Annotated in this window: 21 protein-coding genes; 11 read left to right on the top strand and 10 right to left on the bottom strand. The window is 73.5% G+C overall.

The features are described from left to right. Nucleotides 1-100: 100 nt before the first annotated feature. Complete coding sequence (locus ACWCHM_RS22045; protein ID WP_204956636.1) at nt 101-880, bottom strand: IclR family transcriptional regulator; 780 nt, start codon at nt 878-880, stop codon at nt 101-103. Nucleotides 881-1,076: 196 nt separating this feature from the next. On the opposite strand from ACWCHM_RS22045, the gene ACWCHM_RS22040 reads away from it, so the two are divergent. Further along, nucleotides 1,077-2,183, top strand: coding sequence for an FAD-dependent monooxygenase (locus ACWCHM_RS22040; RefSeq protein ID WP_454219649.1), 1,107 nt, complete (start codon nt 1,077-1,079; stop codon nt 2,181-2,183). A gap of 137 nt (nt 2,184-2,320) precedes the next feature. Next, the gene (gene ctaD, locus ACWCHM_RS22035; RefSeq protein WP_204956638.1) at nt 2,321-4,078 is read left to right on the top strand and encodes an aa3-type cytochrome oxidase subunit I; all 1,758 of its coding nucleotides are present in this window, start codon (nt 2,321-2,323) and stop codon (nt 4,076-4,078) included. A gap of 353 nt (nt 4,079-4,431) precedes the next feature. Here ctaD and ACWCHM_RS22030 read toward each other — a convergent pair whose 3' ends face one another. The 4 genes from ACWCHM_RS22030 to ACWCHM_RS22015 form a co-directional block, all read right to left on the bottom strand. Beyond that, nucleotides 4,432-5,658, bottom strand: a complete 1,227-nt coding sequence (locus ACWCHM_RS22030) for an MFS transporter (RefSeq protein ID WP_204956639.1) — start codon at nt 5,656-5,658, stop codon at nt 4,432-4,434. Between the two features lie 64 nt (nt 5,659-5,722). Further along, nucleotides 5,723-6,304 (bottom strand): isochorismatase family protein, encoded by a 582-nt coding sequence (locus tag ACWCHM_RS22025; protein ID WP_454219648.1) that lies wholly within the window; start codon nt 6,302-6,304, stop codon nt 5,723-5,725. 68 nt (nt 6,305-6,372) lie between these two features. Next, a complete protein-coding gene (locus ACWCHM_RS22020) occupies nt 6,373-7,659 on the bottom strand; it encodes a nicotinate phosphoribosyltransferase (RefSeq protein WP_204956641.1) in 1,287 nt (428 codons plus the stop codon). Between the two features lie 16 nt (nt 7,660-7,675). After that, the gene (locus ACWCHM_RS22015) at nt 7,676-10,354 is read right to left on the bottom strand and encodes a LuxR C-terminal-related transcriptional regulator (RefSeq protein WP_454219647.1); all 2,679 of its coding nucleotides are present in this window, start codon (nt 10,352-10,354) and stop codon (nt 7,676-7,678) included. Between the two features lie 197 nt (nt 10,355-10,551). On the opposite strand from ACWCHM_RS22015, the gene ACWCHM_RS22010 reads away from it, so the two are divergent. The 9 genes from ACWCHM_RS22010 (at nt 10,552) to rdgB (ending at nt 17,490) form a co-directional block, all read left to right on the top strand. Next, on the top strand, nt 10,552-12,117 hold the full coding sequence (locus ACWCHM_RS22010; protein WP_454219645.1) for a hypothetical protein: 1,566 nt from the start codon (nt 10,552-10,554) through the stop codon (nt 12,115-12,117). A 130-nt stretch (nt 12,118-12,247) separates the two neighbouring features. Further along, complete coding sequence (clpS, locus tag ACWCHM_RS22005) at nt 12,248-12,538, top strand: ATP-dependent Clp protease adapter ClpS (RefSeq protein ID WP_088641781.1); 291 nt, start codon at nt 12,248-12,250, stop codon at nt 12,536-12,538. A 175-nt stretch (nt 12,539-12,713) separates the two neighbouring features. Continuing rightward, nucleotides 12,714-13,208, top strand: coding sequence for a DUF2017 domain-containing protein (locus ACWCHM_RS22000; protein ID WP_204927332.1), 495 nt, complete (start codon nt 12,714-12,716; stop codon nt 13,206-13,208). Nucleotides 13,209-13,263: 55 nt separating this feature from the next. Then, a complete protein-coding gene (locus ACWCHM_RS21995) occupies nt 13,264-13,752 on the top strand; it encodes a Mov34/MPN/PAD-1 family protein (protein ID WP_204927214.1) in 489 nt (162 codons plus the stop codon). A 62-nt stretch (nt 13,753-13,814) separates the two neighbouring features. Next, nucleotides 13,815-14,180 carry a MoaD/ThiS family protein gene (locus tag ACWCHM_RS21990; RefSeq protein ID WP_204956644.1) on the top strand — a complete coding sequence of 122 codons (366 nt, stop codon included), beginning with the start codon at nt 13,815-13,817 and terminating at the stop codon, nt 14,178-14,180. 11 nt (nt 14,181-14,191) lie between these two features. Continuing rightward, nucleotides 14,192-15,157, top strand: coding sequence for a PLP-dependent cysteine synthase family protein (locus ACWCHM_RS21985; RefSeq protein ID WP_204956645.1), 966 nt, complete (start codon nt 14,192-14,194; stop codon nt 15,155-15,157). Between the two features lie 192 nt (nt 15,158-15,349). Beyond that, nucleotides 15,350-16,096: an MBL fold metallo-hydrolase gene (locus tag ACWCHM_RS21980; protein WP_204956646.1), complete on the top strand. Its 747-nt coding sequence runs from the start codon at nt 15,350-15,352 to the stop codon at nt 16,094-16,096. A gap of 54 nt (nt 16,097-16,150) precedes the next feature. Beyond that, on the top strand, nt 16,151-16,879 hold the full coding sequence (gene rph, locus ACWCHM_RS21975) for a ribonuclease PH (protein WP_204956647.1): 729 nt from the start codon (nt 16,151-16,153) through the stop codon (nt 16,877-16,879). Beyond that, a complete protein-coding gene (gene rdgB / locus ACWCHM_RS21970) occupies nt 16,876-17,490 on the top strand; it encodes an RdgB/HAM1 family non-canonical purine NTP pyrophosphatase (RefSeq protein WP_204927209.1) in 615 nt (204 codons plus the stop codon). The genes rph and rdgB overlap by 4 nt, the downstream gene beginning before the upstream one ends. A gap of 137 nt (nt 17,491-17,627) precedes the next feature. Here the strand turns inward: rdgB and hutH are convergent, their stop codons facing one another. From hutH to hutU, 5 genes are all read right to left on the bottom strand, one after another. Beyond that, entirely contained in the window at nt 17,628-19,166 is a 1,539-nt protein-coding gene (gene hutH / locus ACWCHM_RS21965; RefSeq protein WP_454219643.1) for a histidine ammonia-lyase, read from the bottom strand. Then, nucleotides 19,154-20,344, bottom strand: a complete 1,191-nt coding sequence (gene hutI / locus ACWCHM_RS21960; protein WP_454219641.1) for an imidazolonepropionase — start codon at nt 20,342-20,344, stop codon at nt 19,154-19,156. The genes hutH and hutI overlap by 13 nt, the downstream gene beginning before the upstream one ends. 54 nt (nt 20,345-20,398) lie before the next feature. After that, nucleotides 20,399-21,754 (bottom strand): formimidoylglutamate deiminase, encoded by a 1,356-nt coding sequence (locus ACWCHM_RS21955; protein WP_454223137.1) that lies wholly within the window; start codon nt 21,752-21,754, stop codon nt 20,399-20,401. Next, on the bottom strand, nt 21,751-22,965 hold the full coding sequence (locus ACWCHM_RS21950; RefSeq protein WP_454219639.1) for an allantoate amidohydrolase: 1,215 nt from the start codon (nt 22,963-22,965) through the stop codon (nt 21,751-21,753). The genes ACWCHM_RS21955 and ACWCHM_RS21950 overlap by 4 nt, the downstream gene beginning before the upstream one ends. A gap of 114 nt (nt 22,966-23,079) precedes the next feature. After that, entirely contained in the window at nt 23,080-24,735 is a 1,656-nt protein-coding gene (gene hutU / locus ACWCHM_RS21945; protein WP_454219638.1) for a urocanate hydratase, read from the bottom strand. Between the last annotated feature and the right edge of the window lie 9 nt (nt 24,736-24,744).

Below are 24,744 nucleotides of genomic sequence, written 5' to 3'. Positions count from 1 at the left end.
GCGCTCCCACGGTCCCGAACACATTTACATACTTGAAACTGTGATGCAACTGAACCGGTTAAGTTAACCGCCGATCTCGTCCACGTACCTGAACCGCGTCCTACAGGTTGGGTGCGAGCAGGGTGCGTGCCATCCGGGCCTGCGCCACCGTCTCCCGCAACACCGCGGCCAGCCGGGCCCGCGCCTCCGGCCCCAGCCGGTCCACCGGCGCGGCCACCGAGATCGCGTCCACCGCCGGCTCCCGCAGTGGTATGGCCACCGCCACCGCGGCCAGCCCTGGGCTGCACTCCTCCCACTCCTCGGCCCAGCCCCGCCGCCGCACCGCGGCCAGCTCGGCACGCAGCGCCTCCGGCGTGGTCACCGTCCGCCCGGTGACCGCCGGCAACGGCCACTGCAGCAACCTGTCGACCTCCTCGTCGGAGCGGGCGGCGAGCAACGCCTTGCCGGCCGCGGTGGCGTGCGCGGGCAACCGGCGACCCACCGCGCAGACCGGCCGGACGATGTGCGCCGAGTCCCGCCGGGCCAGCAGCACCACCGCGCCCCGGTCGAGCCGGTAGAGCTGCACCGTCTCGCCGGAACACTCCGCCAGCCGGTCCAGGGTCACCTCGTGCAGGGCGGCGACGTCCGCGCCGGCCAGGAACGTCGCGCCGACCTCCAGCGCCCGCAACCCCACCGAGAACCGGGTGCCGGTCGGGTCGGCGGCCACCCACTCGCGGTCCAGCAGGGTCCGCAGGATGGCGTGCAGGCTGCTCTTGGGGATGCCCAGCGCCCGGCTCAGCTCCACCGGCGAGCGGGGGCCGTCCGGAGTGGCGAGCGCCTCCAGCACGTCCAGCGCCCGACCCGCCGACTTGACCGAGCGGTATGACTCGTCCGTCGTCACGTCGTCACTGTAGTGAGACGGACGACATCCGGCCGATGGGTATTCTTCGATCGAACCTCGTTCAGCTGGCTGAACAACTTTCTGTCCAGTCCGGAGGGTGCCGGAAGGGGGAACATCGACTCTGGTGTGCGCCGATCGCGCGGAGTAGTGTCTTGCCTTCACCGCGTACTGATCCCCTCCGGAGGCGTACACCACCATGCGTGGCTCCCCCCTGCGCATCCTCGTCGTCGGCGCGGGCATCGCCGGCCTGGCCGTCGCGCGGGCCCTGCGGTTGGCCGGCTTCCGGCCGGACGTCACCGAGAAGCTCCCCCCGAACGAACTGTCCGACACCGGCCTCTACCTGCCCGGCAACGCCGCCCGAGCGCTGCGCCGGCTCGACCTCGACGGCCCGGTCCGCCCGCTCGGGCAGGTGATCCACCGGCAACGCTTCCTCGACGCCGCCGGCGACCCGCTCTGCGAGGTGGACCTCGACACGCTCTGGGCCGAGGTGGGGGAGTGCCGGGCGCTGCCCCGCCGCGACCTCTACCAGGTGCTGCTCAGCGGTGCCGGGGGTGCCGTGCGGCACGGGGCCGAGGTGAGCACCGTGGAACTGCTGCCCGCCGGTGTGGCGGTCACCTTCACCGACGGCACCGGCGGCGAGTACGACCTGGTGATCGGTGCCGACGGCCCCCGCTCGGCGGTCCGCTCCCTGGCCGCGCTCGGCGGTCCGCCCCGCCCCGCCGGGCAGGTGGTCTACCGCGGCGTGGTGCGCGACGGCCCCGACGTGGCCGACTGGACGGCGCTGCTCGGCCAGCGGGCCGGCTTCCTCGTGGTGCCGCTCGGTGCCGGCCGGCTCTACTGCTACGCCGACGAGGCCGGCACCGTCGCCCCGGCCGACCCGGTCGGCCGGCTGCACGAACTCTTCGGCGGCTACGGCGGGCCGGTCCCGGCGGTGCTGGCGGCTTGGCGCGACGTGCAGGTCGGGCTCACCGACGAGGTCGAGCTGGGCCGCTGGCACCGGGGCCGGGTGCTGCTGGTCGGCGACGCCGCGCACGCCACCGCACCCACCCTGTCCCAGGGGATCGCGATGGCGCTGGAGGACGCCGTGGTCCTCGCCGAGTCGCTGCGCGCCGCCGGCAGCGTCGAGGCGGCCCTGGTCGCGTACGAGAGCCGCCGTCGTCCGCGTACCCGGTGGGTGCGGGACCGGACCCGCGACCGCAACCGCACCCGGGACGTGCCGCCGGCGCTGCGCGACCCGTTGCTGCGCGGGCGGGGCGGGCGGATCTTCGGCGAGCACTACCGGCTCCTGGTCGGCCCGCTGTAGGTGCGCCGGGTGACCGGACATGGTGCCAGAGCACCCCGAGCGGTGCTGCCACCTGCCGGGGACTAACATCCTTTCGGATGACGGCCCGCAGTTGACGAGGCGTGCCGAGCGGGACAACCGAGAACCGGAGGCCATTCGTGACCACCGTCGCACCCAAGCCGGTCGTGACCCGGCCATGGCCGGTCCGAGAGCCGGTCAAGGGGTCGGCCATCGCGCGGCTGCTGCGCACCACGGACGCGAAGCAGATCGGGATCATGTACATGGTCACCGCGTTCGTGTTCTTCATGATCGGTGGCCTGATGGCCCTGATCATGCGAGCCGAGCTGGCGCGGCCGGGCATGCAGTTCCTGTCGCCGGAGCAGTACAACCAGCTGTTCACCATGCACGGCACGATCATGCTGCTGTTCTTCGCGACCCCGATCGTGTTCGCGTTCGCCAACTACGTCGTGCCGTTGCAGATCGGTGCCCCCGACGTCTCGTTCCCCCGGCTGAACGCCTTCGCCTACTGGCTGTACCTGTTCGGCGGCACGATGGCCACCGCCGGCTTCCTTAGCCCGGGTGGTGCCGCCGACTTCGGTTGGACCGCCTACACCCCGCTGAGCAGCATCGAGCACTCGCCAGGCGTCGGCGCGAACATGTGGGTGGTCGGCCTGGCCATCTCGGGTCTGGGCACCATCCTCGGCGCGGTCAACCTGATCACCACGATCCTGACCCTGCGCGCCCCCGGCATGACCATGTTCCGGATGCCGATCTTCACGTGGAACATGCTGGTCACCAGCCTGCTGGCGATCCTGGTCTTCCCGCTGCTGGCCGCCGCGCTCTTCGCGCTGGCCGCGGACCGGCTGCTCGGCGCGCACGTCTACGACCCGGCCACCGGCGGCCCGATGCTGTGGCAGCACCTCTTCTGGTTCTTCGGCCACCCCGAGGTGTACATCATCGCGCTGCCGTTCTTCGGCATCATCACCGAGATCATCCCGGTCTTCTCCCGCAAGCCGATCTTCGGCTACAAGGGCCTCGTCGCCGCCACCATCGCCATCGCCGCCCTGTCGATGAGCGTCTGGGCGCACCACATGTTCGCCACCGGTCAGGTGCTGCTGCCGTTCTTCAGCTTCCTCAGCTACCTGATCGCCGTACCGACCGGCATGAAGTTCTTCAACTGGATCGGCACCATGTGGCGGGGCCAGATCACCTTCGAGACGCCGATGCTGTTCGCCATCGGCTTCCTGGTGACCTTCCTCTTCGGCGGTCTGACCGGGGTGCTGCTGGCCAGCCCGCCGCTCGACTTCCACCTGCACGACAACTACTTCGTCGTGGCGCACTTCCACTACGTGCTCTTCGGCACCATCGTGTTCGCCGTCTTCGGCGGCATCTACTTCTGGTTCCCGAAGATGTTCGGCCGGATGCTCGACGAGCGCCTGGGCAAGATTCACTTCTGGCTCACGATGATCGGCTTCCACACCACCTTCCTGGTGCAGCACTGGCTCGGTGCCGAGGGCATGCCCCGTCGGTACGCCGACTACCTGCCCAGCGACGGCTTCACCACGCTCAACATGATCTCCACGATCGGCGCGTTCATCACCGGTATCTCGACCCTGCCGTTCATCTGGAACTGCTGGAAGTCGTACAAGACCGGGCCGGTCGTCGAGGTGGACGACCCGTGGGGCCACGGCAACTCGCTGGAATGGGCGACCAGCTCCCCGCCGCCGCTGCGTAACTTCGACCGGATGCCCCGGATCCGTTCCGAGCGCCCGGCGTTCGACGCGAAGTTCCCCGAGCTGGCCGCCGGGCAGAGCCTCGCCGGCCCGCCGGAGGGTGGTGCCAAGCCACTGACCAGCGAGGTCAACGGTGGTGCCAGCTACCAGGAGGACACCGCCGGGAACCTCGACCAGCGCTGACGCTCGGCACGAACCGCCGAAGGGCACCGCACCCCACCGGGGCGCGGTGCCCTTCGCCGTTACTCGCGATGACGGGGGCCGGGGAGCCCGGTGGAGCTCACGTTCCGGTCCCGCCTCCCACTGGTGCGAACCCGCCGGGGTGACCCACTCCCGGTTGAGCGGTATGCCGCAGAGTCATATCTATGACTCTGCGGCATACCGCTCAACGGTGAAGGTATCCCGGGTTGCGACGGACCGCGCACCACCGGCCACCGCGCACCTACGGCAGCCGGGTGCCGCCAGCACCGCGCGCCGCCTGCCACCCGGGCGGTGCCGGCCGTGACGCGGCTACGGGCGGGTCGGCGGGCGGTGGCTCAGGCCGCCGGTGCCGGTTCTGGTGCCGGCGTGGACAGGGTGGATGCCGGGGCGGCGGGTGGGCGGCGGCGGGAAAGCACCACGGGTAGCACCGCCAGGGTCACCAGCAGCCCCACCGCCCCGGTGACCACGAAACCCCAGAGCGGTGCCGAGGCGTCGATCACCGCGCCGGCCAGCGGCGCGCCGAGCGCGATACCGACGGTGGTGGCGGAGCCGTGCAGGCCCATCGCCTCACCGCGTACCCCGGCCGGGGCGAGCCGGCTGACCGCGTCGGCGGTGGCGGCGATGGTGGGGGCGCAGAGCGCGCCGGCCGGCAGCAGGGTCAGACAGAGCAGCCACCAGTGGCCGCCACCCAACCCGACCGGGATGGTGCAGAGGCTGAGCAGGGCGGCCAGCGCCAGCGGGGAGAAGGAGCGGCGGACGGCTCCGTAGGCGAAGCCGCCGACCAGCGAGGCGATCGCCCAGGCGGTGAGCACCGCGCCGGTCCAGCCGACCTCACCGCCGGCCCGCAGCACCGCCACCACCGCCACGTCGGTGCCGCCGAGCACCAGGGTCGCAGCGGCGCTCACCGCGAACACCGCGAGCAGCCGGCTGGTCAGCCACTGCCGCCGGGGCACCCGGGGCTGCGGGCCGACCGGTTCGTCGGCGCCGCGCGTCGGCGGGTCGAGCAGCCAGAGTGCGATGCCCGCGCCGACGATGCCCGCGCCGACCGCCCAGAGCGTGACCCGGGGCGACACGGCGGTGGCCAGCGCCACGGCCAGCGCCGGCCCGATCATGAAGGACAGCTCCATCGACATCGAGTCCAGCGCGTACGCGGGACGGCGGCGCTGCGCCGGCACCAGCGCGGCGATCGACTGCCTGACCACCGAGAAGACCGGCAGCGCGAACAGGCCGGCCACGAACGCGGCGGGCAGCAGCAGCGGCAGGCTCAGCGTCGGGGCGCTCACCCAGAACGCCGCCTCGACGACGGTGGTCACCGCGACCACCGGGCGCAGGCCACGCCTGTCGACCAGCCGGCCGAGCAGGGGCGAGCCGATGGCCGCACCGGCGACCGAGGCGGCACCGACCAGGCCGGCGGCACCGTAACCCCGGCCCAGCTCCAGCACCACGTAGAAGGTGAGCGTCACCCCCGTCGCCGTGAGCGGGATGCGGGCCAGCACCGCCACCAGCAGCAGGGCCCGCAGACCGGGCTGGGCCAGGGCCTGCCGGTAAGGCGTCAACGTCATGATGCTCCGTACCTCCGGCGGTCATCCTCGACCGGGGGTACGACATCGGCAAGCGATTACCTGCTCATGCGGCGCTGATCACCGGCTCCCCGCGCAGGGTCACCCCGGCCCCGTCCATCGCCCGCAGCGCCACGTCCAGCGTCGCCGGCGCGACCGCCGCCGTCAGGTCGAGCAGCACGGTGGTGGCGAAGCCCTCCCGGGCGGCGTCCAGGGCGGTGGCCCGGACGCAGTGGTCGGTGGCGATGCCGACCACGTCGACCCGGTCCACGTCGTGCCGGCGCAGCCAGTCGGCCAGGCACTCGCCGTCGTCGGCGTGCCCCTCGAACCCGGAGTACGCGGCGGCGTGCTCACCCTTGTGGAAGACCGCCTCGACCCGGTCGGTCACCAGGTCGGGGTGGAACTCGCTGCCCGGGGTGCCGACCACGCAGTGCCGGGGCCACGACTCGACGTAGTCCGGCGGATCGCCGAAGTGCGCCCCCGGGTCGACGTGGTAGTCCTTGGTGGCGACCACGTGGTCCCACCGCTGCGGCTCCCCGGCCAGCAGACCCGAGATGCCGGCGGCGACACCCGCGCCCCCGGCGACGGCGAGGGAACCGCCCTCACAGAAGTCGTTCTGCACGTCCACGATGATCAGCGCGTTGGCCATCGGTGCCCTTTCTCTCCGCTCACCGCCGGTGACCCCACCTGCGGCACGACCCAGTCTGCCCCGGCGGCTCAACCGGCCGGCACGACCGTGACCGGGATCGCCGGATCACCGGCGGAGAGCTTCAACCCCTCCCACGGGATCGAGATCAGGCACTGGCGCAGGTGCTCGCGGGACTGCTCGATGCCCGGCAGGTCGACCGGTTCGCCGTCGACCACGTACGAGTGCTGGAGCAACCGGTCGTTGGCCTGCCGGTCCGGTACCCCCTGCGAGACCACGACCTCCTCGGTGGCGGTGCCGGTCGGCTTGTGCCGGCGTACCGCGACCTTCCGGCCCCCGATGGTGGCCTTGTTCTCGGAACGCTTGACCACCGGCCGCCCGTCCACCTCGACCAGCTTGTAGACGAGGCTGGCGGTGGGCGCGCCGGAGCCGGTGACCACGGCGGTGCCCGCGCCGTACATGTCGACAGGTTCGGCGGCGAGCGCGGCGATGGCGTACTCGTCGAGATCCCCCGAAACGATGATCTTCGTCTCGGTGGCGCCGAGCGAGTCGAGCAGTTCCCGGGACTGGTGGGCGATGACCGCCAGGTCCCCGGAGTCGATCCGGACCGCCCGCAGCTGCGGCCCGGCCACCTCGATGGCGTTGCGGATGCCCTGCCTGATGTCGTACGTGTCAACCAGCAGCGTGGTGTCCCGACCCAGCGTGGCGACCTGCGAGGCGAACGCCGTCCGCTCGTCGTCGTGCAGCAGGGTGAACGCGTGCGCGGCGGTCCCGGCGGTGGGGATGCCGTAGCGCTGGCCGGCGGCCAGGTTGGAGGTGAACCGGAACCCGGCCAGGTACGCCGCCCGCGCGGCGGCCACCGCCGCCTCCTCGTGGGCCCGCCGGGAACCCATCTCGATCAGGGCCCGGCCCCGGGCCGCGGTGACCATCCGGGCGGCTGCCGCGGCCACCGCGCAGTCGTGGTTGAGCACCGACAGCACCAGCGTCTCCAGCACCACGCACTCGGCGAAGCCGCCGGAGATGGTGAGGATCGGGGAGCCGGGGAAGAACAGCTCACCCTCGGCGTACCCGTCGATGTCGCCGGTGAACCGGTAGTCGGCCAGCCACCTGGCGGCCGGCTCGTCCACCACCCCGGTACGCAGCAGGAACTCGACCTCCTCCGGGGCGAACCGGAACTCCCTGACCATGTCGATCAGGCGGCCGGTCCCCGCGACCACCCCGTACCGGCGTCCGGCGGGCAGTCGCCGGCTGAACACCTCGAAGGTGCACCGGCGGTCGGCGGTGCCGTCGCGCAGGGCGGCACTGACCATGGTCAGCTCGTAGTGGTCGGTCAGCAGCGCGGGGCGTAGGTGGCTCACCAGCCCAGCCTAGAGTTCAGCTGGTCGGACCGTCGCCGTGGCCCGGGATCGCCCGCAGCGCCGCCCCCAACCCGGCCCGGCCGGTGATGCCGAGCTTGCTGTAGACCCGCTGGAGATGGTTCTCCACCGTCCGGGGCGACAGGAACAGCCGGCCCGCGATGGCCCGGCTGGTGACCCCGGCGGCGGCGAGCAGGGCGACCTCCAGTTCCCGGCCGCTGAGCGTGGGCCGCAACGCGTCAAGCGCCGGGGTGCGGATCTCGTCGCAGCGGGTGAGCAGGGCGGCGAGCCGTTCGTGCGCGGCGGCGGCCGACGTCGAGCGGTCCCGTCGCCACCCGTGCAGCGCCGTCGCCGTGGCGTCGACCGCCCAGACCGTCAGGTCGAGTTTCGCGAGGCTGTCCGCCACCTCCAGCAGGGCCTCCCCGTCACGTGCGGCGGCGGCCCGCGCGTGCCGGGCGAGCAGCGGGGTCAGCGCCCCGTCGACGGTCTCGGAGAGTTCGGTCAGCCGCTGCGCCACCGTACGTCGGCTGCCGTCGGTGCAGGTCGGCCCCACCGGGGCGGTGGCCCGGCCGAGCCGGACCAGGTCGTGCAGCACCAGCACCTCGTGGCCGGCGAACCCGTCGGCGCGCAACCGGTCGACCAGCACACCGAGGTGCCGCGCCGCCCCGGCCTGGTCACCCCCGGCGGCCAGCACGGCGGCCCGGGCCTGTTCCAGCCACGGCTGGAGCACCGCCATGCCGGGGGCCTGGGTCCGGTCGGCCTCGGCCATCGCCTCCACGGCGGTCGCCGGGTCGCCCCGCAACACCGCCGCCTGGGCCCGTTCGGCGTGCGCCAGTCCGGCGAAGACCCGGCTGGTGGCGAGCACCGCGCACGCGCCGAGGCTGGCCTTGAGCGCGTGGTCGCCCCGACCGCGCAGCCGCGCCGCGTACGCCTGGAGGATGGACAGGTAGCCGGTGCCGAGCCGGAAGTCCCCGGCGTCGGCCTGGTCGGCGAACTCGTCGGCCACGATGGCGTCGATCCCGGGGAGGTCCCCGGAGAGCGCCAGCCGGGTGCCCCGGGCCAGTTCCATGGCCAGTTGCAGGTACGGCATGTCGGCCCGCCAGTTCGCCGCCTCCGCCTGCACCCGGTCGATCGCCGTGGCGCTGGCCCGGAACCGGCCGTGCACCGCGTCGGCGTGGGCGATGGTGCACCGGGCCAGCTCCCGGGCGGCGACGCTGGCGGCCGGCCGGTCCAGCACCGACCGGCCAAGCCGCAGCGCGGTGTCGACCTCCAGGCCGTGCAGCCGCATGATCGCCTCGAAGGCGCGGACCCGGGCCTGGTGTCCGGGGTCGGTCAGGGCCCGCCCGGCCGCCGCGACGGTGTCCACCGTGGATCGTTCGCTGAGCCCCCAGTAGCTGACCATCCCGCGCACGGTGAGCCAGCGGCTGTGGCGCTCCTCGCAGGCGATGTCGTCGGCCACCGCGTCGAGCACGCTGATCGCCTCGGCCGGTCGGTCGCCGAACATCAGGATGGTGGCGAGCAGTTCGGCGGCGTCGTAGCCACCGTCGGCGTCGAGCGCGGCCCGGGCCAGCCGGGTGGCCAGCGGCACGTCGTACCTGGTGAACGCCTGGACGGCGGCGTGCAGCAGCAGGGCCGGGTCCTGGACGCTGCCGGAATCGAGCCGCCACACCGCCACCCGGAGCAGATCGCCCCGGCGGCGGGCGCCGGCCGCCTCCACCTCGTCGGCGAGCTGGGCCTTCAGGCGGCGGGTCCGGCTGACCGGGCAGCGACGGCGGATCACCTCGCCGTACAGCGGGTGGGCGAGCCGGACGTCCATCCGCCGGTCGTCGGGCACGACGGCGATCAGCCCGCGTTCCTCGGCGACCTCCACGGCGGCCGGGTCGGCGGCCCTATCGAGCAGGCGCAGGCCGAGCGGCTCACCGAAGGCGACCAGCTCCACCACCGCCCGGACCACGGGGTCCAACTGGCCGATCCGGGTGTCGATCAGGTCGGTGAGGCTGGGGGCCAGCTCCAGCCGGCCGGTCCACCGCCAGACCCCGTAGGTGCGGACCAGTTCGCCTCCGGTGGTGGCGGCCAGCACCAGCTCCCGCAGCAGCAGCGGGTTGCCGGCGGAGAGGCGGAACAGCCGCTCGGCGGAGCCGGCGTCGACCGGCCCGTCCAGCAGGGCGGCGAGCAGGCCGGTGGTCTCATCCGGGCCGAGCGGGGCAAGCTCGGCGTGCCCGACCAGGTCGTCGGTCCACAGTGCCCGGATCGGCAGCGGGATCTGCTCGCCGCTGCGCAGGGTGCCCAGCACGGTGGTGTTCTCGGCGCGGGCGAGCAGGTGGACCAGCGCCGCCGAGGGCGGGTCGAGCAGGTGGGCGTCGTCGATGGCGAGCACGATGCGCCGCCCGGCCGCCTGCTCCTGGAGCACGTCGACGCCCCAGCGCAGCACCCCGGCGGGGGAGAGCCCGGGTGGCTGCTCGGCCGGCAGCACCGGGGCGAGCCCGCCGAACGGCAGTGCCGCGGTGGCCGTGCTCGCCGCGACGAACGACAGCGCGTACCGCTCGGGAGACAGTGCCGCCACCGCCTCGCGGAGCAGCCGGCTCTTGCCGACCCCGGCGCTGCCGCTGAAGAAGAGCCCCTGCCCCCGACTCTCGTGCACCGCTGCCAACAGACGGTTGAGTTCATCCGTTCGGCCGACGAAACTCCACCGACTCATCCGAGCAGCATATCGATGTAAATCGGTCCGGAGACACCCGATCACGCTGTGAAGTTGAGTAATGTCGCAGTTACTGCTGAGTACCCGAGATGTTCCGGTGGAACCGGGTGCGGCCCGTAACCTTCCCGCAGCCCATCGTCACCGATCGGACGTCCTACCGCGGGTGCAGCCAGACGCCCGCGTCGAGCGGAGGCCGAATGAAGCCCGGTCCACTCTCCGGGGTCGACATGACCGACGAACCGTCCGACCATCCCGACGCCGCGGAGCTGCCGTCCCGCGGCCCGCTCCCGGCGCACCCGTGGGCCGTCGAGGTCGACCCCGACGAGCCGCTGGCCGTGGTGGCCGCCGGCCCGGCCGGGGCGGCCCGCCGCGAGGTGCTCGCTGCGCTGCTCGGGGTCCCCTCCGGAATGCTGGCCACCCCGGCGGGCAGCTGCCTGCTGGTCCGGCACGCCCGGGTGGCGACCCGGGCGGCGTACGTGCCCGGCTACCGGCAGCCGCACTCCTACGGTGCCGACCAGGCCGCCGCCGGCCCGGCGCTGGCCCGCACGCCCCGCCGGGTCGAGCTGAGCCTGCCGGAACCGCTGCTGCGGCACTTCGCGGTACTCGACACACCGGACACCGACACCCTCGGCGTCGCCGGTGGCCGGGTCCTGCTCGACGCGGTTGTCCGGGCCGGCGCGCTGCTGTTCGTGATCGGCGCCGACCAGACCTTCACCGCCGTCGAACTGCACCTGATCGCCGAGGTGGCGCGAAGTCGGGTACGGGTCTTCTTCGTGGTGACCCCCGGCGCGGGCGGCTGGGCGGCGACGGAGCCGGCCGCGACCGATGACACCGGGGTGGCGCTCGCGTCGCCGCCCGACGCGCCCCCGGCCGGCGGCCCGGTCGACCCGGTTGCGGTGACCGTCGCGGCCCACCGGGCCACGCTGCTGTCGGCGGTGCCGGAGCTGGCCGAGGCCGACTGGTACCCGGTGCACCGGGCCGAGCATCCGGCCCTGCGCCGGGCGCTGGTCGGCTGGTCGGCCATCGAGGGACTGCGTCGGGCGAGCTCCCGGCCGCCCGTGCCGCCCGGCGCGCACGGGCGGGTGCCGGTGGCCCCCGAACCACCAGGTGACGACTGGGCCGACGGGTTGGCGCGGCAGAGCCGGCTGCGTGCCCGCGGCATCCGTCAGCAGCTCGCGCTCGAACTGGCCAACATCCACCTGCGGGCCGTCCAGGAGATCGTCTTCGGGGTGGGCTGCGCGGGCCTGCCGCAACTGCTCGACCGGGAGCTGGAGGCGCTCTCCCTGCTCGCGACCCAACAGCAGGACCGGGTCGTCCGGGAGATCCTCGACGGCGCCACCGCCCGGATCTTCGGCGGACCGGTCGCCGAGGGGGTACGCCAGCGCATCGGCGCGGCCGTCCGGTGGGGGTTGGCCGACCATCCGTCCGGTCAGGAACTGGACCGGGTGCTCCTGGTCACCGGCACCGCCGGGGTGGCGGTGCTGCCCGGGGCCGGCGCGCTGGACGCCCTGCTCGGTCATCCCGGGGCGCCCCGGACCGAGGTGCTGCCCCGGATCGGGGTCGCCCTGTCCGGCGGGTGCTGGCAGCACTGGCGCAGCCCCGGCAACGACGATCCGAACGCCGCCCGCTCCTGGGTGCAACGGGCGCTGCGCGAGGTCGAGCTGGAGTTGTCCCGCGAGGTGTCGCGGCGGTTCGAGGCGTTCCGGCTCGCGCTCGACGCGGTCCTGACCGACGCTCTCGACCACGGCATCCTGCTCGCCTGAGCCGGGTGTCCCGGTGCGTATCCCCGCCGTGTCGGCACCCCGCCCGGTTTCCGCAGCTCGGGAGGGTGATCCGGGCCGCCCCGGCGTTCCGGTTCATCGGATCGCCGCTTCCGGTGGCACGATGGGGGACATGGCCGCTCCACAGGTTGCCCCGGTCGAGACGCCGGACACCGACGAGGTGCCGGTCGAGGACCGGCAGTGGGTGACGATCGTCTGGGACGACCCGGTCAACCTCATGACGTACGTGACCTGGGTCTTCCAGAAGTTGTTCGGGTACAGCCGGGAAAAGGCCGAGAAGCTGATGCTGGACGTGCACCACAAGGGTCGGGCGGTGGTCTCCAGCGGCGCCCGGGAGCGGATGGAGCACGATGCGTCGCAGTTGCACGCCTACGGCCTCTGGGCGACGGTGGACCGTTCGTGAGCGCGAGGAGTGAGCCGGGTTTGCGAGCCCCGCAGTCGCGAGCCAGGGTGGTCGTGAGCGCGAGGAGTGAGCCGGGTTTGCGAGCCCCGCAGTCGCGAGCCAGGGTGGTCATGAGTGTGCGGAGTGAGCCGGGTCCGCGGGTCCGGCGGTGGCGATGGGGGTTGACGCGGTGAGCATGTTCCGCCGCCAGGGCGGCTGTTACGTGGCGACCTTCGCCGTCGACGAGGTCCGGGTGTTGCGCAAGGTCGCAACCGAGGTGGTCGGCCTGCTCACCGACGGTTTCGACCACACCGACCCGGTCGTCGGGCGGCTCTTCCCCGACGCCTATCCGGACGATCCGGCCGGCACGGCGGAGTTCCGCCGGTACACCGAGGGTGACCTGAAGACTGCCAAGATCGACCAGGCGGGCGCGGTGCTGGCCGCGCTGCCCGAGTCGGCCGGTGGCGAGGTGCGGCTGGACGCCGAGGCGGCCGAGGCGTGGCTGCGGGCGCTCAACGACGCCCGGCTGGCGATGGGCGTCCGGCTGGAGATCAAGGACGGCACCGACCTGGGCGAGGAGCTCGACGACGCGGTCGCCGACGACCCCACCTCGTCACGGGTGTTCCAACTGTCGGTCTACGCCTATCTGGGTTATCTCCAGGAATCCCTGCTCAACGCCATGATCGACTGAACTGTGACGGTCACCGCCTCGCCGGGCCCGGCGGGTGGGCGCTAGGCTGGGCCACGTGCTGAGCATCGACCGGTCGATCGTCGACGCGATCGTCGCCCACGCGCGCCGGGACCACCCGGACGAGGCGTGTGGGGTGGTCGCCGGACCCGTGGGCGGCGACACCCCGACCCGGCACATCCCGATGGACAACGCGGCCCGCTCGATGACCTTCTACGAGTTCGACTCGATGGAGCACCTGCGGGTGTGGCGGGAGATGGACGACCGCGACGAGGAACCGGTCGTCATCTACCACTCGCACACCGCCACCGAGGCGTACCCGTCCCGCACGGACGTCGCCTTCGCCGGTGAGCCGGGCGCGCACTATCTGCTGGTCTCCACCCGCGAACCGGACACCGAGGAGATCCGCTCCTTCCGGATCGTCGACGGCGTGGTGACCGAGGAGCCGGTACGGATCGTGGACGCCGGGGTGGACCCGCACGCGGTCCAGTCCTACATGTTCGGGCAGAGCCCGGCGACGGTCGACTACGAGTGTTCCGGCAGCTGACCCCCAGCTCCGCACACCCTGTTCCGTCCGGCACCGAGGCACACCCGACCAAGGAGTACGTCATGGCCATCGAGGTTCGCATCCCCACCATCCTGCGCAGCTACACCGGCGGCGCGAAGGTCGTCGAGGGCACCGGGGACACCCTGGGCGACCTGCTCACCGACCTGGACACCCGGCACGCCGGCCTGAAGGCCCGGCTGGTCACCGACGCCGGGGCGCTGCACCGCTTCGTCAACGTCTACGTCAACGACGAGGACGTCCGTTTCCTGGGCGCGCTGGACGCCAAGCTCAACGACGGCGACAGCGTCACCGTCCTGCCGGCCGTCGCCGGTGGGGCGTTCGGCTTCGCCGCCGCGGCGGCGATCAGCCAGCACCGTGCGGCCACCGCGGCGGTGGCGGCACGGCGCGCGGCCGTCGCCCCCCGCTGAGGGCGGGCGTCATGGCGCGGTACGACAGCCTGCTCGACGCCTGCGGCGGCACCCCCCTGGTGGGGTTGCCCCGGCTCTCGCCGACGGTGCCCGACGGGGCGCCGCCGGTGCGGCTGTGGGCCAAGCTGGAGGACCGGAACCCGACAGGCAGCATCAAGGACCGCGCGGCCCTGTTCATGGTCCGCGCGGCCGAGCAGGCCGGCCGGCTCCGCCCCGGCGACACCATCCTGGAGCCGACCAGCGGCAACACCGGTATCTCACTGGCCATGGTGGCCAAGTTGCGCGGCTACCGGCTGGTCTGTGTGATGCCGGAGAACGTCTCCACCGAGCGGGTCCAGCTGCTCCGGATGTACGGCGCCGAGATCATCTTCTCGCCGGCGGCGGGCGGCTCGAACCAGGCGGTCGCCACGGCGAAGCAGATCGCGCTCGACCACCCGGACTGGGTGATGCTCTACCAGTACGGCAACGAGGCCAACGCCCGCGCCCACTACGAGACCACCGGCCCGGAACTGCTGCACGACCTGCCCACCATCACGCACTTCGTGGCGGGCCTGGGCACCACCGGCACCCTGATGGGCACCGGGCGGTTCCTGCGGGAGAAGGTCGAGGGTATCCAGGTGGTGGCCGCCGAGCCGCGCTACGGCGAACTCGTCTACGGCCTGCGCAACATCGACGAGGGTTACGTCCCCGAGTTGTACGACGCGTCGGTTCTCACCAGGCGCTTCTCCGTCGGCACCCGGGACGCGGTGCTGCGTACCCGGCAGTTGGTGGAGGTGGAGGGGATCTTCGCCGGTTTCTCCACCGGGGCGATCCTGCACGCCGCCCTGTCGGTGGCGCACGAGGCGGTGCGGGACGGCCGACGGGCCGACGTCGCCTTCGTGGTCTGTGACGGTGGCTGGAAGTACCTCTCCACCGGGGCGTACGGCGGCACCCTCGCCGACGCCGAGAACGCCCTGGAGGGGCAGCTCTGGGCATGACCCGTGTGGGGCCGGTCGGCGGAGGCGTCGGTCGGCCCTCCGGGTGTCACGTTGATGACAACTTCCAGAAGATGATTCTTGCCCTGCCGTCGCTGCGCGTAGGCTGCGCACCGTGGCGTACGCGTCGGTAGAGATCATAATCGGTGCTGACTCCGGCGTGTCGACTACATACCGTAATTGTGGGGCGACCGGATGCGGCTGACCGTCCTGGGCTGTGCGGGAAGCTTCCCCGGCCCCGAATCCCCCTGCTCCGCCTACCTCATCGAGGCGCAGGGTTTCCGGCTGCTCGTCGACTTCGGGCCGGGCTCACTGTCCACCCTCCAGCGGTACGCCGGCCTGCACGCCCCGGACGCCATCCTCCTCACCCACCTGCACTGCGACCACATCCTCGACGCCGCCTCGTACGTGGTGGTCAGGCGGTACGCCCCCGACGGGCCCTACCCGCCGCTGCCGGTCTACGCCCCGTCGGGCGCCCCGGACCGGCTCGCCACCGCCTACGGCCAGGACGACAGCAACGTGGAGGACGTCTACCAGTTCTACGGCCTCCAGCCGGGCACCTTCCCGATCGGCCCGTTCACCGTCACCGTCGACCGGGTCAACCATCCGATCGAGACGTACGGGGTGCGGCTGGAGCACGAGGGCCGGGTGCTCTGCTACTCCTCGGACACCGCACCCTGTGACGCCCTGCTGCGGCTCGCCCAGGACGCCGACGTCTTCCTCTGCGAGGCTAGCTACCTCGACGGGGTGGACAACCCGCCGGATCTGCACCTGACCGGCCGGGAGGCGGGCGAGACGGCCACCAAGGCGGGAGTGGGCCGGCTGCTGTTGACCCACCTGGTGGCGGCCTGGGGCAGCGAGTCGCACACCGTCGCCTCGGCAGCCGGGTCGTTCACCGGGCCGCTGGAAGTGGTGCGGGCCGGCGCCAGCTACGACATCTGAGCGCACCCGGGCACCCGGGCAAGCGCCGATCATGTGACCGCATAGGGTGCAGGGATGGCGCGACCTGACGGGCGGCGGCCCGACCAACTCCGACCTGTGACGTTGACCCGGGGCTGGAGCACCCACCCGGAGGGCTCGGTGCTCGTCGAGTTCGGCGGCACCCGGGTGCTCTGCACCGCCAGCGTCACCGAGGGCGTGCCCCGCTGGCGCAAGGGCTCCGGGCTCGGTTGGGTGACCGCCGAGTACGCGATGCTGCCCCGGGCCACCAACACCCGCTCCGACCGGGAGAGCGTCCGCGGCAAGATCGGTGGGCGGACCCACGAGATCTCCCGGCTGATCGGCCGCAGCCTGCGCGCCTGCGTCGACCTCAAGGCGCTCGGCGAGAACTCGATCGTGCTCGACTGTGACGTGCTCCAGGCCGACGGCGGCACCCGGACCGCCTCGATCACCGGCGCGTACGTCGCCCTTTACGACGCGGTGAGCTGGCTGGCCGGCCGCAAGTCGTTGGCCGGCAGGCCGGAGAAGGTGATGCACCGGTCGGTGGCCGCGGTCAGCGTCGGGATCGTCGCCGGGGAACCCCTGCTCGACCTCTGCTACGTCGAGGACGTCGCCGCCGAGGTGGACATGAACGTCGTCTGCACCGGCGACGGCGATTTCGTCGAGGTGCAGGGTACGGGCGAGGACGGTGTCTTCTCCCGGGCGCAGCTCGATGCGTTGTTGGACGTCGCGTCGTTGGGTTGTCTGGAACTGGCCGAGGCGCAGCGGAAGGCTCTCGCATCATGAACAAGGTCCTGCTCGCCACCCGCAACCGTAAGAAGCTGGTGGAGTTGCAGCGCATCCTGGACGGCGCGCTCGGCGCGCACCGGATCGCCCTGCTCGGCCTCGACGACGTCGAGGAGTACCCGGAGCTGCCCGAGACCGGCCTCACCTTCGGCGAGAACGCCCTGATCAAAGCCCGGGAGGGCTGCCGGCGCACCGGCCTGCCCACCATCGCCGACGACTCGGGCATCGCGGTCGACGCGCTCAACGGCATGCCCGGGGTGTTCAGCGCCCGGTGGGCCGGCCGGCACGGCGACGACCGGGCCAACCTCCAGCTGGTGCTGGACCAGATCGCCGACCTGCCCGACGAGCACCGGGGGGCGTCGTTCGTCTGCACCGTGGCGCTGGTGCTGCCCGGCGGCAAGGAGCACCTGGTCGACGGCCGCCAGCCCGGCCGGCTGCTGCGCGCCCCGCGCGGCGAGGGCGGCTTCGGGTACGACCCGATCTTCGTGGGCGACGGCCAGGAGCGGACCAACGCGGAGCTGACCCCGCAGGAGAAGGACGCGATCAGCCACCGGGGCAAGGCGTTGCGCGAGCTGGCGAAGCTGGCCGCCAAGGTGCTGCCCGCGAGCTGACCGGGCCGGGCGGCGGACCGCGCCCCCGGAGCGCGTCCCGGGACCGCGCGCCGCCCGCCAGCCCGGTCCCGTGCCCCGGTGGGGTCCGTGGGAACGGGCGGCGGCGGCCGATGTGGACGGCTGTGCGGCCGGGGCGGTCAGCGCAGCGGGCCGACCTCCCGTTCGATGGCGGCGCGCAGGTCCGGGCTGGCCAGCACCGACCGGGCCGCCGCCAGCACCGGGGCGAGGAAGACGTCCGGGCCGGGCGCGCCGGCCGCCGGGCCGAGCGCGTCCAGCGCGGCCCGCCCGGCCGGTGACGGCGTCAGCGGCGCGCGCAGCTGGAGTCCCCGGACGGCCGCCAGCAGCTCGACGGCGAGCAGGCTGGTGAGGTTGTCCAGCACGGTACGCAGCTTCTTGGCCCCCGCCCAGCCCATCGAGACGTGGTCCTCCTGCATGCCGCTGGTGGGCAGCGAGTCGACCGAGGCGGGCGCGGCCAGCCGGCGGTTCTCCGCGACGATCCCGGCGGCCGTGTACTGGGCGATCATCAGCCCGGAGTTCACCCCGGCGTCGGGGGACAGGAACGCCGGCAGGTCCCGGTTGCGGGTCACGTCGAGCAGCCGGTCGACCCGGCGTTCGGCGATCGCCCCCACCTCGGCGGCGGCGATGGCCAGGTAGTCGGCGGCGAAGCCGAGCGGGGCGCCGTGGAAGTTGCCTGTCGACTCGACCCGGCCGTCCGGCAGCACCACCGGGTTGTCCACCACCGAGACCAGCTCCCGGTCGGCCACTGTCGCGACGAAGTCGAGGGTGTCGCGGGCCGCGCCGGCCACCTGCGGGGCGCACCGCATCGAGTACGCGTCCTGCACGGCGTGCGCCAGGTCGTCGCGGTGCGAGTCCATCACCCGGGAGTCCTGGAGCAACCGGTGGATGTTCGCCGCCGACGCGGCCTGCCCGGGGTGCGGCCGGATCGTGTGCAGCTCGGGCAGGAATGGCCGTTCCGAACCGAGCATCGCCTCGATGGCCAGCGCGGCGGTCACGTCGGCCATGGCGAACAGGTGCCGGGCGTCCGCGATGGCCAGCAGCAGCATGCCGAGCATGCCGTCGGTGCCGTTGATCAGCGCCAGCCCCTCCTTGGCGGCCAACGCGACAGGGGTCAGCCCCGCATCGCGCAGCGCGTCGGCGGCGTCGACCCGCTCGCCGCCCGGGCCGAGCACCCATCCCTCGCCGAGCAGCGCCAGCGCGCAGTGCGCCAGCGGGGCCAGGTCACCTGACGCGCCGAGCGACCCGTGCTCCGGCACCCACGGGGTGACGTCGGCGTTGAGCAGGTCGACCAGCGCCTGCGCGACCAGCGGCCGGACCCCGGAGCGGCCCAACGCCAGCGAACGGACCCGCAGCAGCATCATCGCCCGGACCACCTCGCGGGGCATCGGCGCGCCGATCCCGGCGGCGTGCGAGCGGATCAGCGCGTGCTGCAACTCGGCCCGGCGCTGCGGGGCGACGAACGTGTTCGCCAACGCCCCGAATCCGGTGGAGACGCCGTACACCGGGCGGCCGGCGGCCTCGATGCCGTCCACGATGTGTCGGCTGGCGGCCATCGCGTCGACGGCGGCCGGGGCGAGGACGACCCGGGCGTCACCCCGTGCCACGGCGAGCACGTCGGCGGGGGTGATCCCGGTGGGCTGGACGGTCACAGTCGACATTGCGGCACTCCGTTGTGCAGAACCTGGCGGATCAGGGGAACACCGGGCCGGTAGGCCAGGTGCAGGTGGGACGGGGCGTCGAGGATCATCAGGTCGGCCCGCGCCCCGGGGCGCAGCAGCCCGACGTCGGTGCGGCGCAACGCCCGCGCGCCGCCCGCCGTCGCGGCCCAGACCGCCTCCGCCGGGGTCATCCGCATCTCGCGGACGGCCAGCGCGATGCAGAACGGCATCGACGAGGTGTACGACGACCCGGGGTTGCAGTCGGTGGCCAGCGCCACGGTCACCCCCGCGTCGAGCAGCCGCCGGGCGTCCGGGTACGGCGACCGGGTGGAGAACTCCGCCCCCGGCAGCAGGGTCGCCACGGTGGGCTCGTCGGCGCCGGCCGAACCGGCCAGCGCGTCGACGTCGGCGTCGGACAGGTGGGTGCAGTGGTCGACGCTGGCCGCGCCCAACTCGACCCCGAGCCGCACCCCCGGCCCCGGGCCGAGCTGGTTGGCGTGCAACCGCAACCCCAGCCCGGCGGCCTGCCCGACGGTGAGGATGGCCCGCGCGTGGTCGGCGTCGAACGCGCCCCGCTCGCAGAACACGTCCACCCAGCGGGCGTACGGCGTGGCGGCGGTGAGCATCGGTCCGCAGACCAGCCCCACGTAGTCGTCGGGGCGGCCCGCGTACTCGGCGGGGACGACGTGCGCGCCGAGGAAGGTGGTCTCGGCGGTCACCTCGGCGGCGATCCGCAGCGAGCGGGCCTCGTCGGCGACGGTCAGGCCGTACCCGCTCTTGATCTCCATGGTGGTGGTGCCCTGCCGCATCGCCTCGTCGCGCAGCCGGCGTACGGTGTCCCGCAGGTCGTCGTCGGAGGCAGCCCGGGTCGCGCCGACAGTGGTCCGGATGCCACCCCCGGTGTACGGCTCACCGGCCATCCGGGCCGCGAACTCGGCCGCCCGGTCCCCGGCGAACACCAGGTGCGCGTGGCTGTCCACGAACCCGGGCAGCACCGCACCGCCCTCGGCGTCGATCCGCCGGTCGGCGGCCGGGGCGTAGCGGGCCGGCCCGATCCAGACGACCCGACCCGCCTCCACCAGCAGGGCTACGTCGCGCCGCAGGCCCAGCGGGCCGCCGCCGGGGGTCGGCACGTTGGTGACCAGCTCGCCGATGTCGTCGACCAGCAGACTGCTCACGACACACCTCCCGCCGCCGACCGCCGCGTGGCGACCGCCGCCGGCCCGGTACGGCTAGGCACCGGTCACCGCCGCGACCGCCGCGCGCAGCTCCGCCGGCACGTCCACGGTCAGGTGCCGGCCGTCGCGTACCACCTGCCGCCCGTCCACCACCACCTGGTCGACGTCGGCGGCGGTGGCCGCGAAGAACACCCCCACCGGCGGCACCCCGGCGGTACGCGGGCTGTCCAGCCGTACGGTCACCAGGTCGGCGCGTTCCCCGACGGCGATCCGGCCGGCGTCGGCCCAGCCCAGCGCGGCGTGCCCGGAGACGGTGGCCGCGTCGCGCAGCGCGGCGGCGGTGAAGTGCCCACGTCGCCGGGTACGCAGCCGCTCGTCCAGCTCCACCGCGCGGGCCTCCTCGAACAGGTCGACCACGGCGTGACTGTCGCTGCCCAGGCTCAGCGGGATGCCGGCATCGGCCATCAGCCGGGCCGGCCCGATCCCGTCGGCCAGATCCCGTTCAGTGGTGGGGCACAGGCACACCCCGGTCCGGTGTTCGGCCAGCAGGGCCAGGTCGGCGCTGGTGGGATGGGTGGCGTGCACGGCGGTGACGTCCGGGCCGAGCACGCCACGGTCGGCGAGCAGCCCGGTCGGGGTTCGCCCGTGCGCCGCCCGGCAGGCGTCGTTCTCGGCCGGCTGCTCCGACAGGTGCACGTGCAGCGGGGCGCCCTGCCGGTACGCCCACCCGGCGACGGTGGCGAGCTGGTCGGCCGGCACCGCGCGTACCGAGTGGATCGCGGCCCCGCGCAGCGCGTGCGGCCCGGCCGGCCGGAACCCGTCGACCCGGTCCGCCCAACGCAGCGCGTCCCCGTCGCCGAAGCGCCGCTGCACCCCGGCCAGCGGCTCCCCGGCCACCGAGGCGGTCAGGTAGCAGGCGTCCAGCAGGGTGATCCGGATGCCGGCCTGGGCCGCCGCCTCGACCAGCGCCGCGCCCATCGCGTTCGGGTCGTCGTACGGCCGGCCGTCGGGGCCGTGGTGCAGGTAGTGGAACTCGCCGACGCAGGTCACCCCGGCCAGCGCCATCTCCGCGTACGCGGCCCGGGCCAGCGCCAGGTACGCGTCGGGGTCGAGCCGGCCGGCGACGGCGTACATCTGTTCCCGCCAGCTCCAGAAGTCACCCCGCCCGCCGTGGGTACGCCCGCGCAACGCCCGGTGGAAGGCGTGCGAGTGGGCGTTGGCCAGGCCGGGCAGGGTGAGGCCGGGTAGCCGTACCGCCTCGGCGAGCACCTCCACCCCGGTGAGCGGCGACGTGCCCCGGGCCAGCGGGGTGACGGCGGTGAACCGGCCGTCCTCGGCCTCGATCAGCACGTCCGGGGTCGGCGCGGCATGATCGGGCAGCCACGCCTGCTCGGCCAGCCAACGGGTCAGTGGCATGCCAGCTCCTCCAGCACCCGGGCCAGCGCGACCACCCCGGCCGCGCAGTCGTCGTCGGTGGCCGACTCGGCGGGGGAGTGCGACACCCCGGTCGGGTTGCGGACGAACAGCATCGCGGTGGGCAGGTGCGCGGCGAGCACTCCGGCGTCGTGACCGGCCCCGGTGGGCAGCACCGGCGCGGCCAGCAGCTCCGTCAGCCGGTCGGCCAGCCCGCCGTCGAAGGTGACCAGGGGCGTGGCCGACTCCCGGGTGACGGTCAGCTCGGTGCCGTCGCGGCGGGCCCGTTCGGCGGCCTTGGCCCGGACCGCCTCGACCAGGCCGTCCAGGGTCTCCGGTTGCGCCGCCCGGGCATCCAGCCAGCCGGTCACCGTCGACGGGATCGCGTTGGTGGCGTTGGGTTCCACCGCCACCCGGCCGACGGTGGCGTGCGCGTCACGTAGCCGGGCCTCCTTGTTCGCCGCGAGCACGGTGAACGCGAAGGTGAGCATCGGGTCGCGGCGGTCGCCCATCCGGGTCGTACCGGCGTGGTTGCCCTCGCCGCGCAGCTCGAAGCGCCACCGGCCGTGCGGCCAGATGGCGCTGCCCACCGCGACCGGCGCGTCGGCGTCGACCAGCGCCCGCCCCTGCTCGACGTGCAGCTCCACGAAGGCGGCGAACCGGCCGAGCAGCGCCGGGTCGGCACCCGCCGGCCGGTGGCCGAGCGCCTCGGCGAAGCTCACCCCGGCCGCGTCGCGCAGCCCGGCCGCGCGGTCGGCGTCGATCTCGCCGGTGAGCAGCCTCGACCCCAGGCACGGTACGCCGAACCGGGCCCCCTCCTCCTCGACGAACGCGGCCACCACCACCGGCCGGACCGGGGTGACGTCGGCGGCCCGCAGCTCGTCCACGGCGAGCAACGCGCTGACGATGCCGAGCGGCCCGTCGTACGCCCCGCCGTGCGGTACCGAGTCGAAGTGGCTGCCGGTGAGCACCGCCCTGCTGCCGGCCCGCCCGTCGGTGTCCGGGTCGCCCCACCAGGCGAACAGGTTGCCGTTGCCGTCCTCGCTGACCGGCATCCCCCGCAGGTCGGCCTGCGCCCGGAACCACTCCCGCAGCCGCAGCTCCGGCGGGGTCAGCGCGTACCGCAGATAGCCGCCGCTGCCGGCGTCCCGGCCGACCGGCGCGATCTCGTCCCACAACTCCCGGAACCTCACGGCAAGGCCGCTCACGGGGTTCCTCCGTTGTTCGTGACTGCGGTGCTCCGCTGCGCTGCGCTCCTCGCACTCACGGGGTTCCTCCGTTGTTCGTGACTGCGGTGCTCCGCTGCGCTGCGCTCCTCGCACTCACGGGGTCCCCTCCGCCATGGGGATGCGGACGTCGGTGCGGGCGGCGACGTCGCGGGCGGTGTCGTAGCCGGCGTCGACGTGCCGGATGACCCCCATCGCCGGGTCGTTGGTGAGCACCCGTTCGATCTTCTGCCCGGCCAGCGCGGTGCCGTCGGCCACGCAGACCTGACCGGCGTGCAGCGACCGGCCGATGCCCACCCCGCCGCCGTGGTGGATCGACACCCAGGACGCGCCGCTGGCCGTGTTGACCAGTGCGTTGAGCAGCGGCCAGTCGGCGATCGCGTCGGACCCGTCGGCCATCGCCTCGGTCTCCCGGTACGGGCTGGCGACGCTGCCGCAGTCCAGGTGGTCCCGGCCGATCACGACCGGCGCGGACAGCTCTCCGGCGGCGACCATGTCGTTGAACCGCACCCCGGCGACGTCCCGCTCGCCGTAGCCCAGCCAGCAGATCCGGGCCGGCAGCCCCTGGAAGGCGACCCGTTCGCCGGCCAGCCGCATCCACCGCGCGAGGGACTCGTTCTCGGGGAACAGGTCGAGGATGGCCCGGTCGGTGGCGGCGATGTCGGCCGGGTCGCCGGAGAGCGCCGCCCAGCGGAACGGCCCTTTGCCCTCGCAGAACAGCGGCCTGATGTACGCCGGCACGAAGCCGGGGAAGTCGAACGCCCGCGCGTACCCGCCGAGCTGCGCCTCGCCCCGGATCGAGTTGCCGTAGTCGAACACCTCCGCGCCCGCGTCGAGGAAGCCGACCATCGCCTCGACGTGCTTCGCCATCGACGCCCGCGCCCGCTCGGTGAACTCGGCCGGCTTGGCCGCCGCGTAGTCCCGGGCGTCGGCCAGTTCCACCCCCTCCGGCAGGTACGACAGCGGGTCGTGCGCGCTGGTCTGGTCGGTGACCACGTCGATCGCGACGCCCCGACGGAGCAGTTCGGGGAAGACGGTGGCGGCGTTGCCGACCACGCCGACGCTGAGCGCCCGCCGGTCCCGCTTCGCGGCCAGCACCCGGGCGACGGCGTCGTCGAGCGAGTCGGCGACCTCGTCGAGGTAGCGGTCGTGCATCCGCCGGTCGAGCCGGGTGCGGTCGACGTCCACGATCAGGCAGACGCCGTCGTTCATGGTGACCGCGAGGGGTTGCGCCCCGCCCATCCCGCCGCAGCCGGCGGTGAGGGTCAGCGTCCCGGCGAGGCTGCCGCCGAAGCACTTCGCGGCGACGGCGGCGAACGTCTCGTAGGTGCCCTGGAGGATGCCCTGGGTGCCGATGTAGATCCACGAGCCGGCGGTCATCTGCCCGTACATGGTCAGGCCGAGGGATTCCAGGCGGCGGAACTCGGGCCAGGTGGCCCAGTCGCCGACCAGGTTGGAGTTGGCCAGCAGCACCCGGGGGGCCCACTCGTGGGTGCGCATGACCCCGACCGGGCGGCCGGACTGCACCAGCATCGTCTCGTCGTCGCGCAGCCCGGTGAGGGTGCGCACCAGCGCGTGGTACGACGGCCAGTCCCGGGCCGCCTTCCCGGTGCCGCCGTAGACCACCAGGTCGTCGGGGCGTTCGGCCACCTCCGGGTCGAGGTTGTTCATCAGCATCCGCAGGGCGGCCTCCTGCGGCCACCCCTGCGCGGTACGGGTGGTGCCACGGGCGGCACGGACGGGCTGGTGCATGGCGTACTC

The sequence above is a fragment of the Micromonospora sp. SCSIO 07396 genome (genome assembly GCF_053667945.1).
The sequence above is the reverse complement of the archived record's forward strand: the minus strand, read 5'-3'. Positions and strand labels throughout refer to the sequence as shown.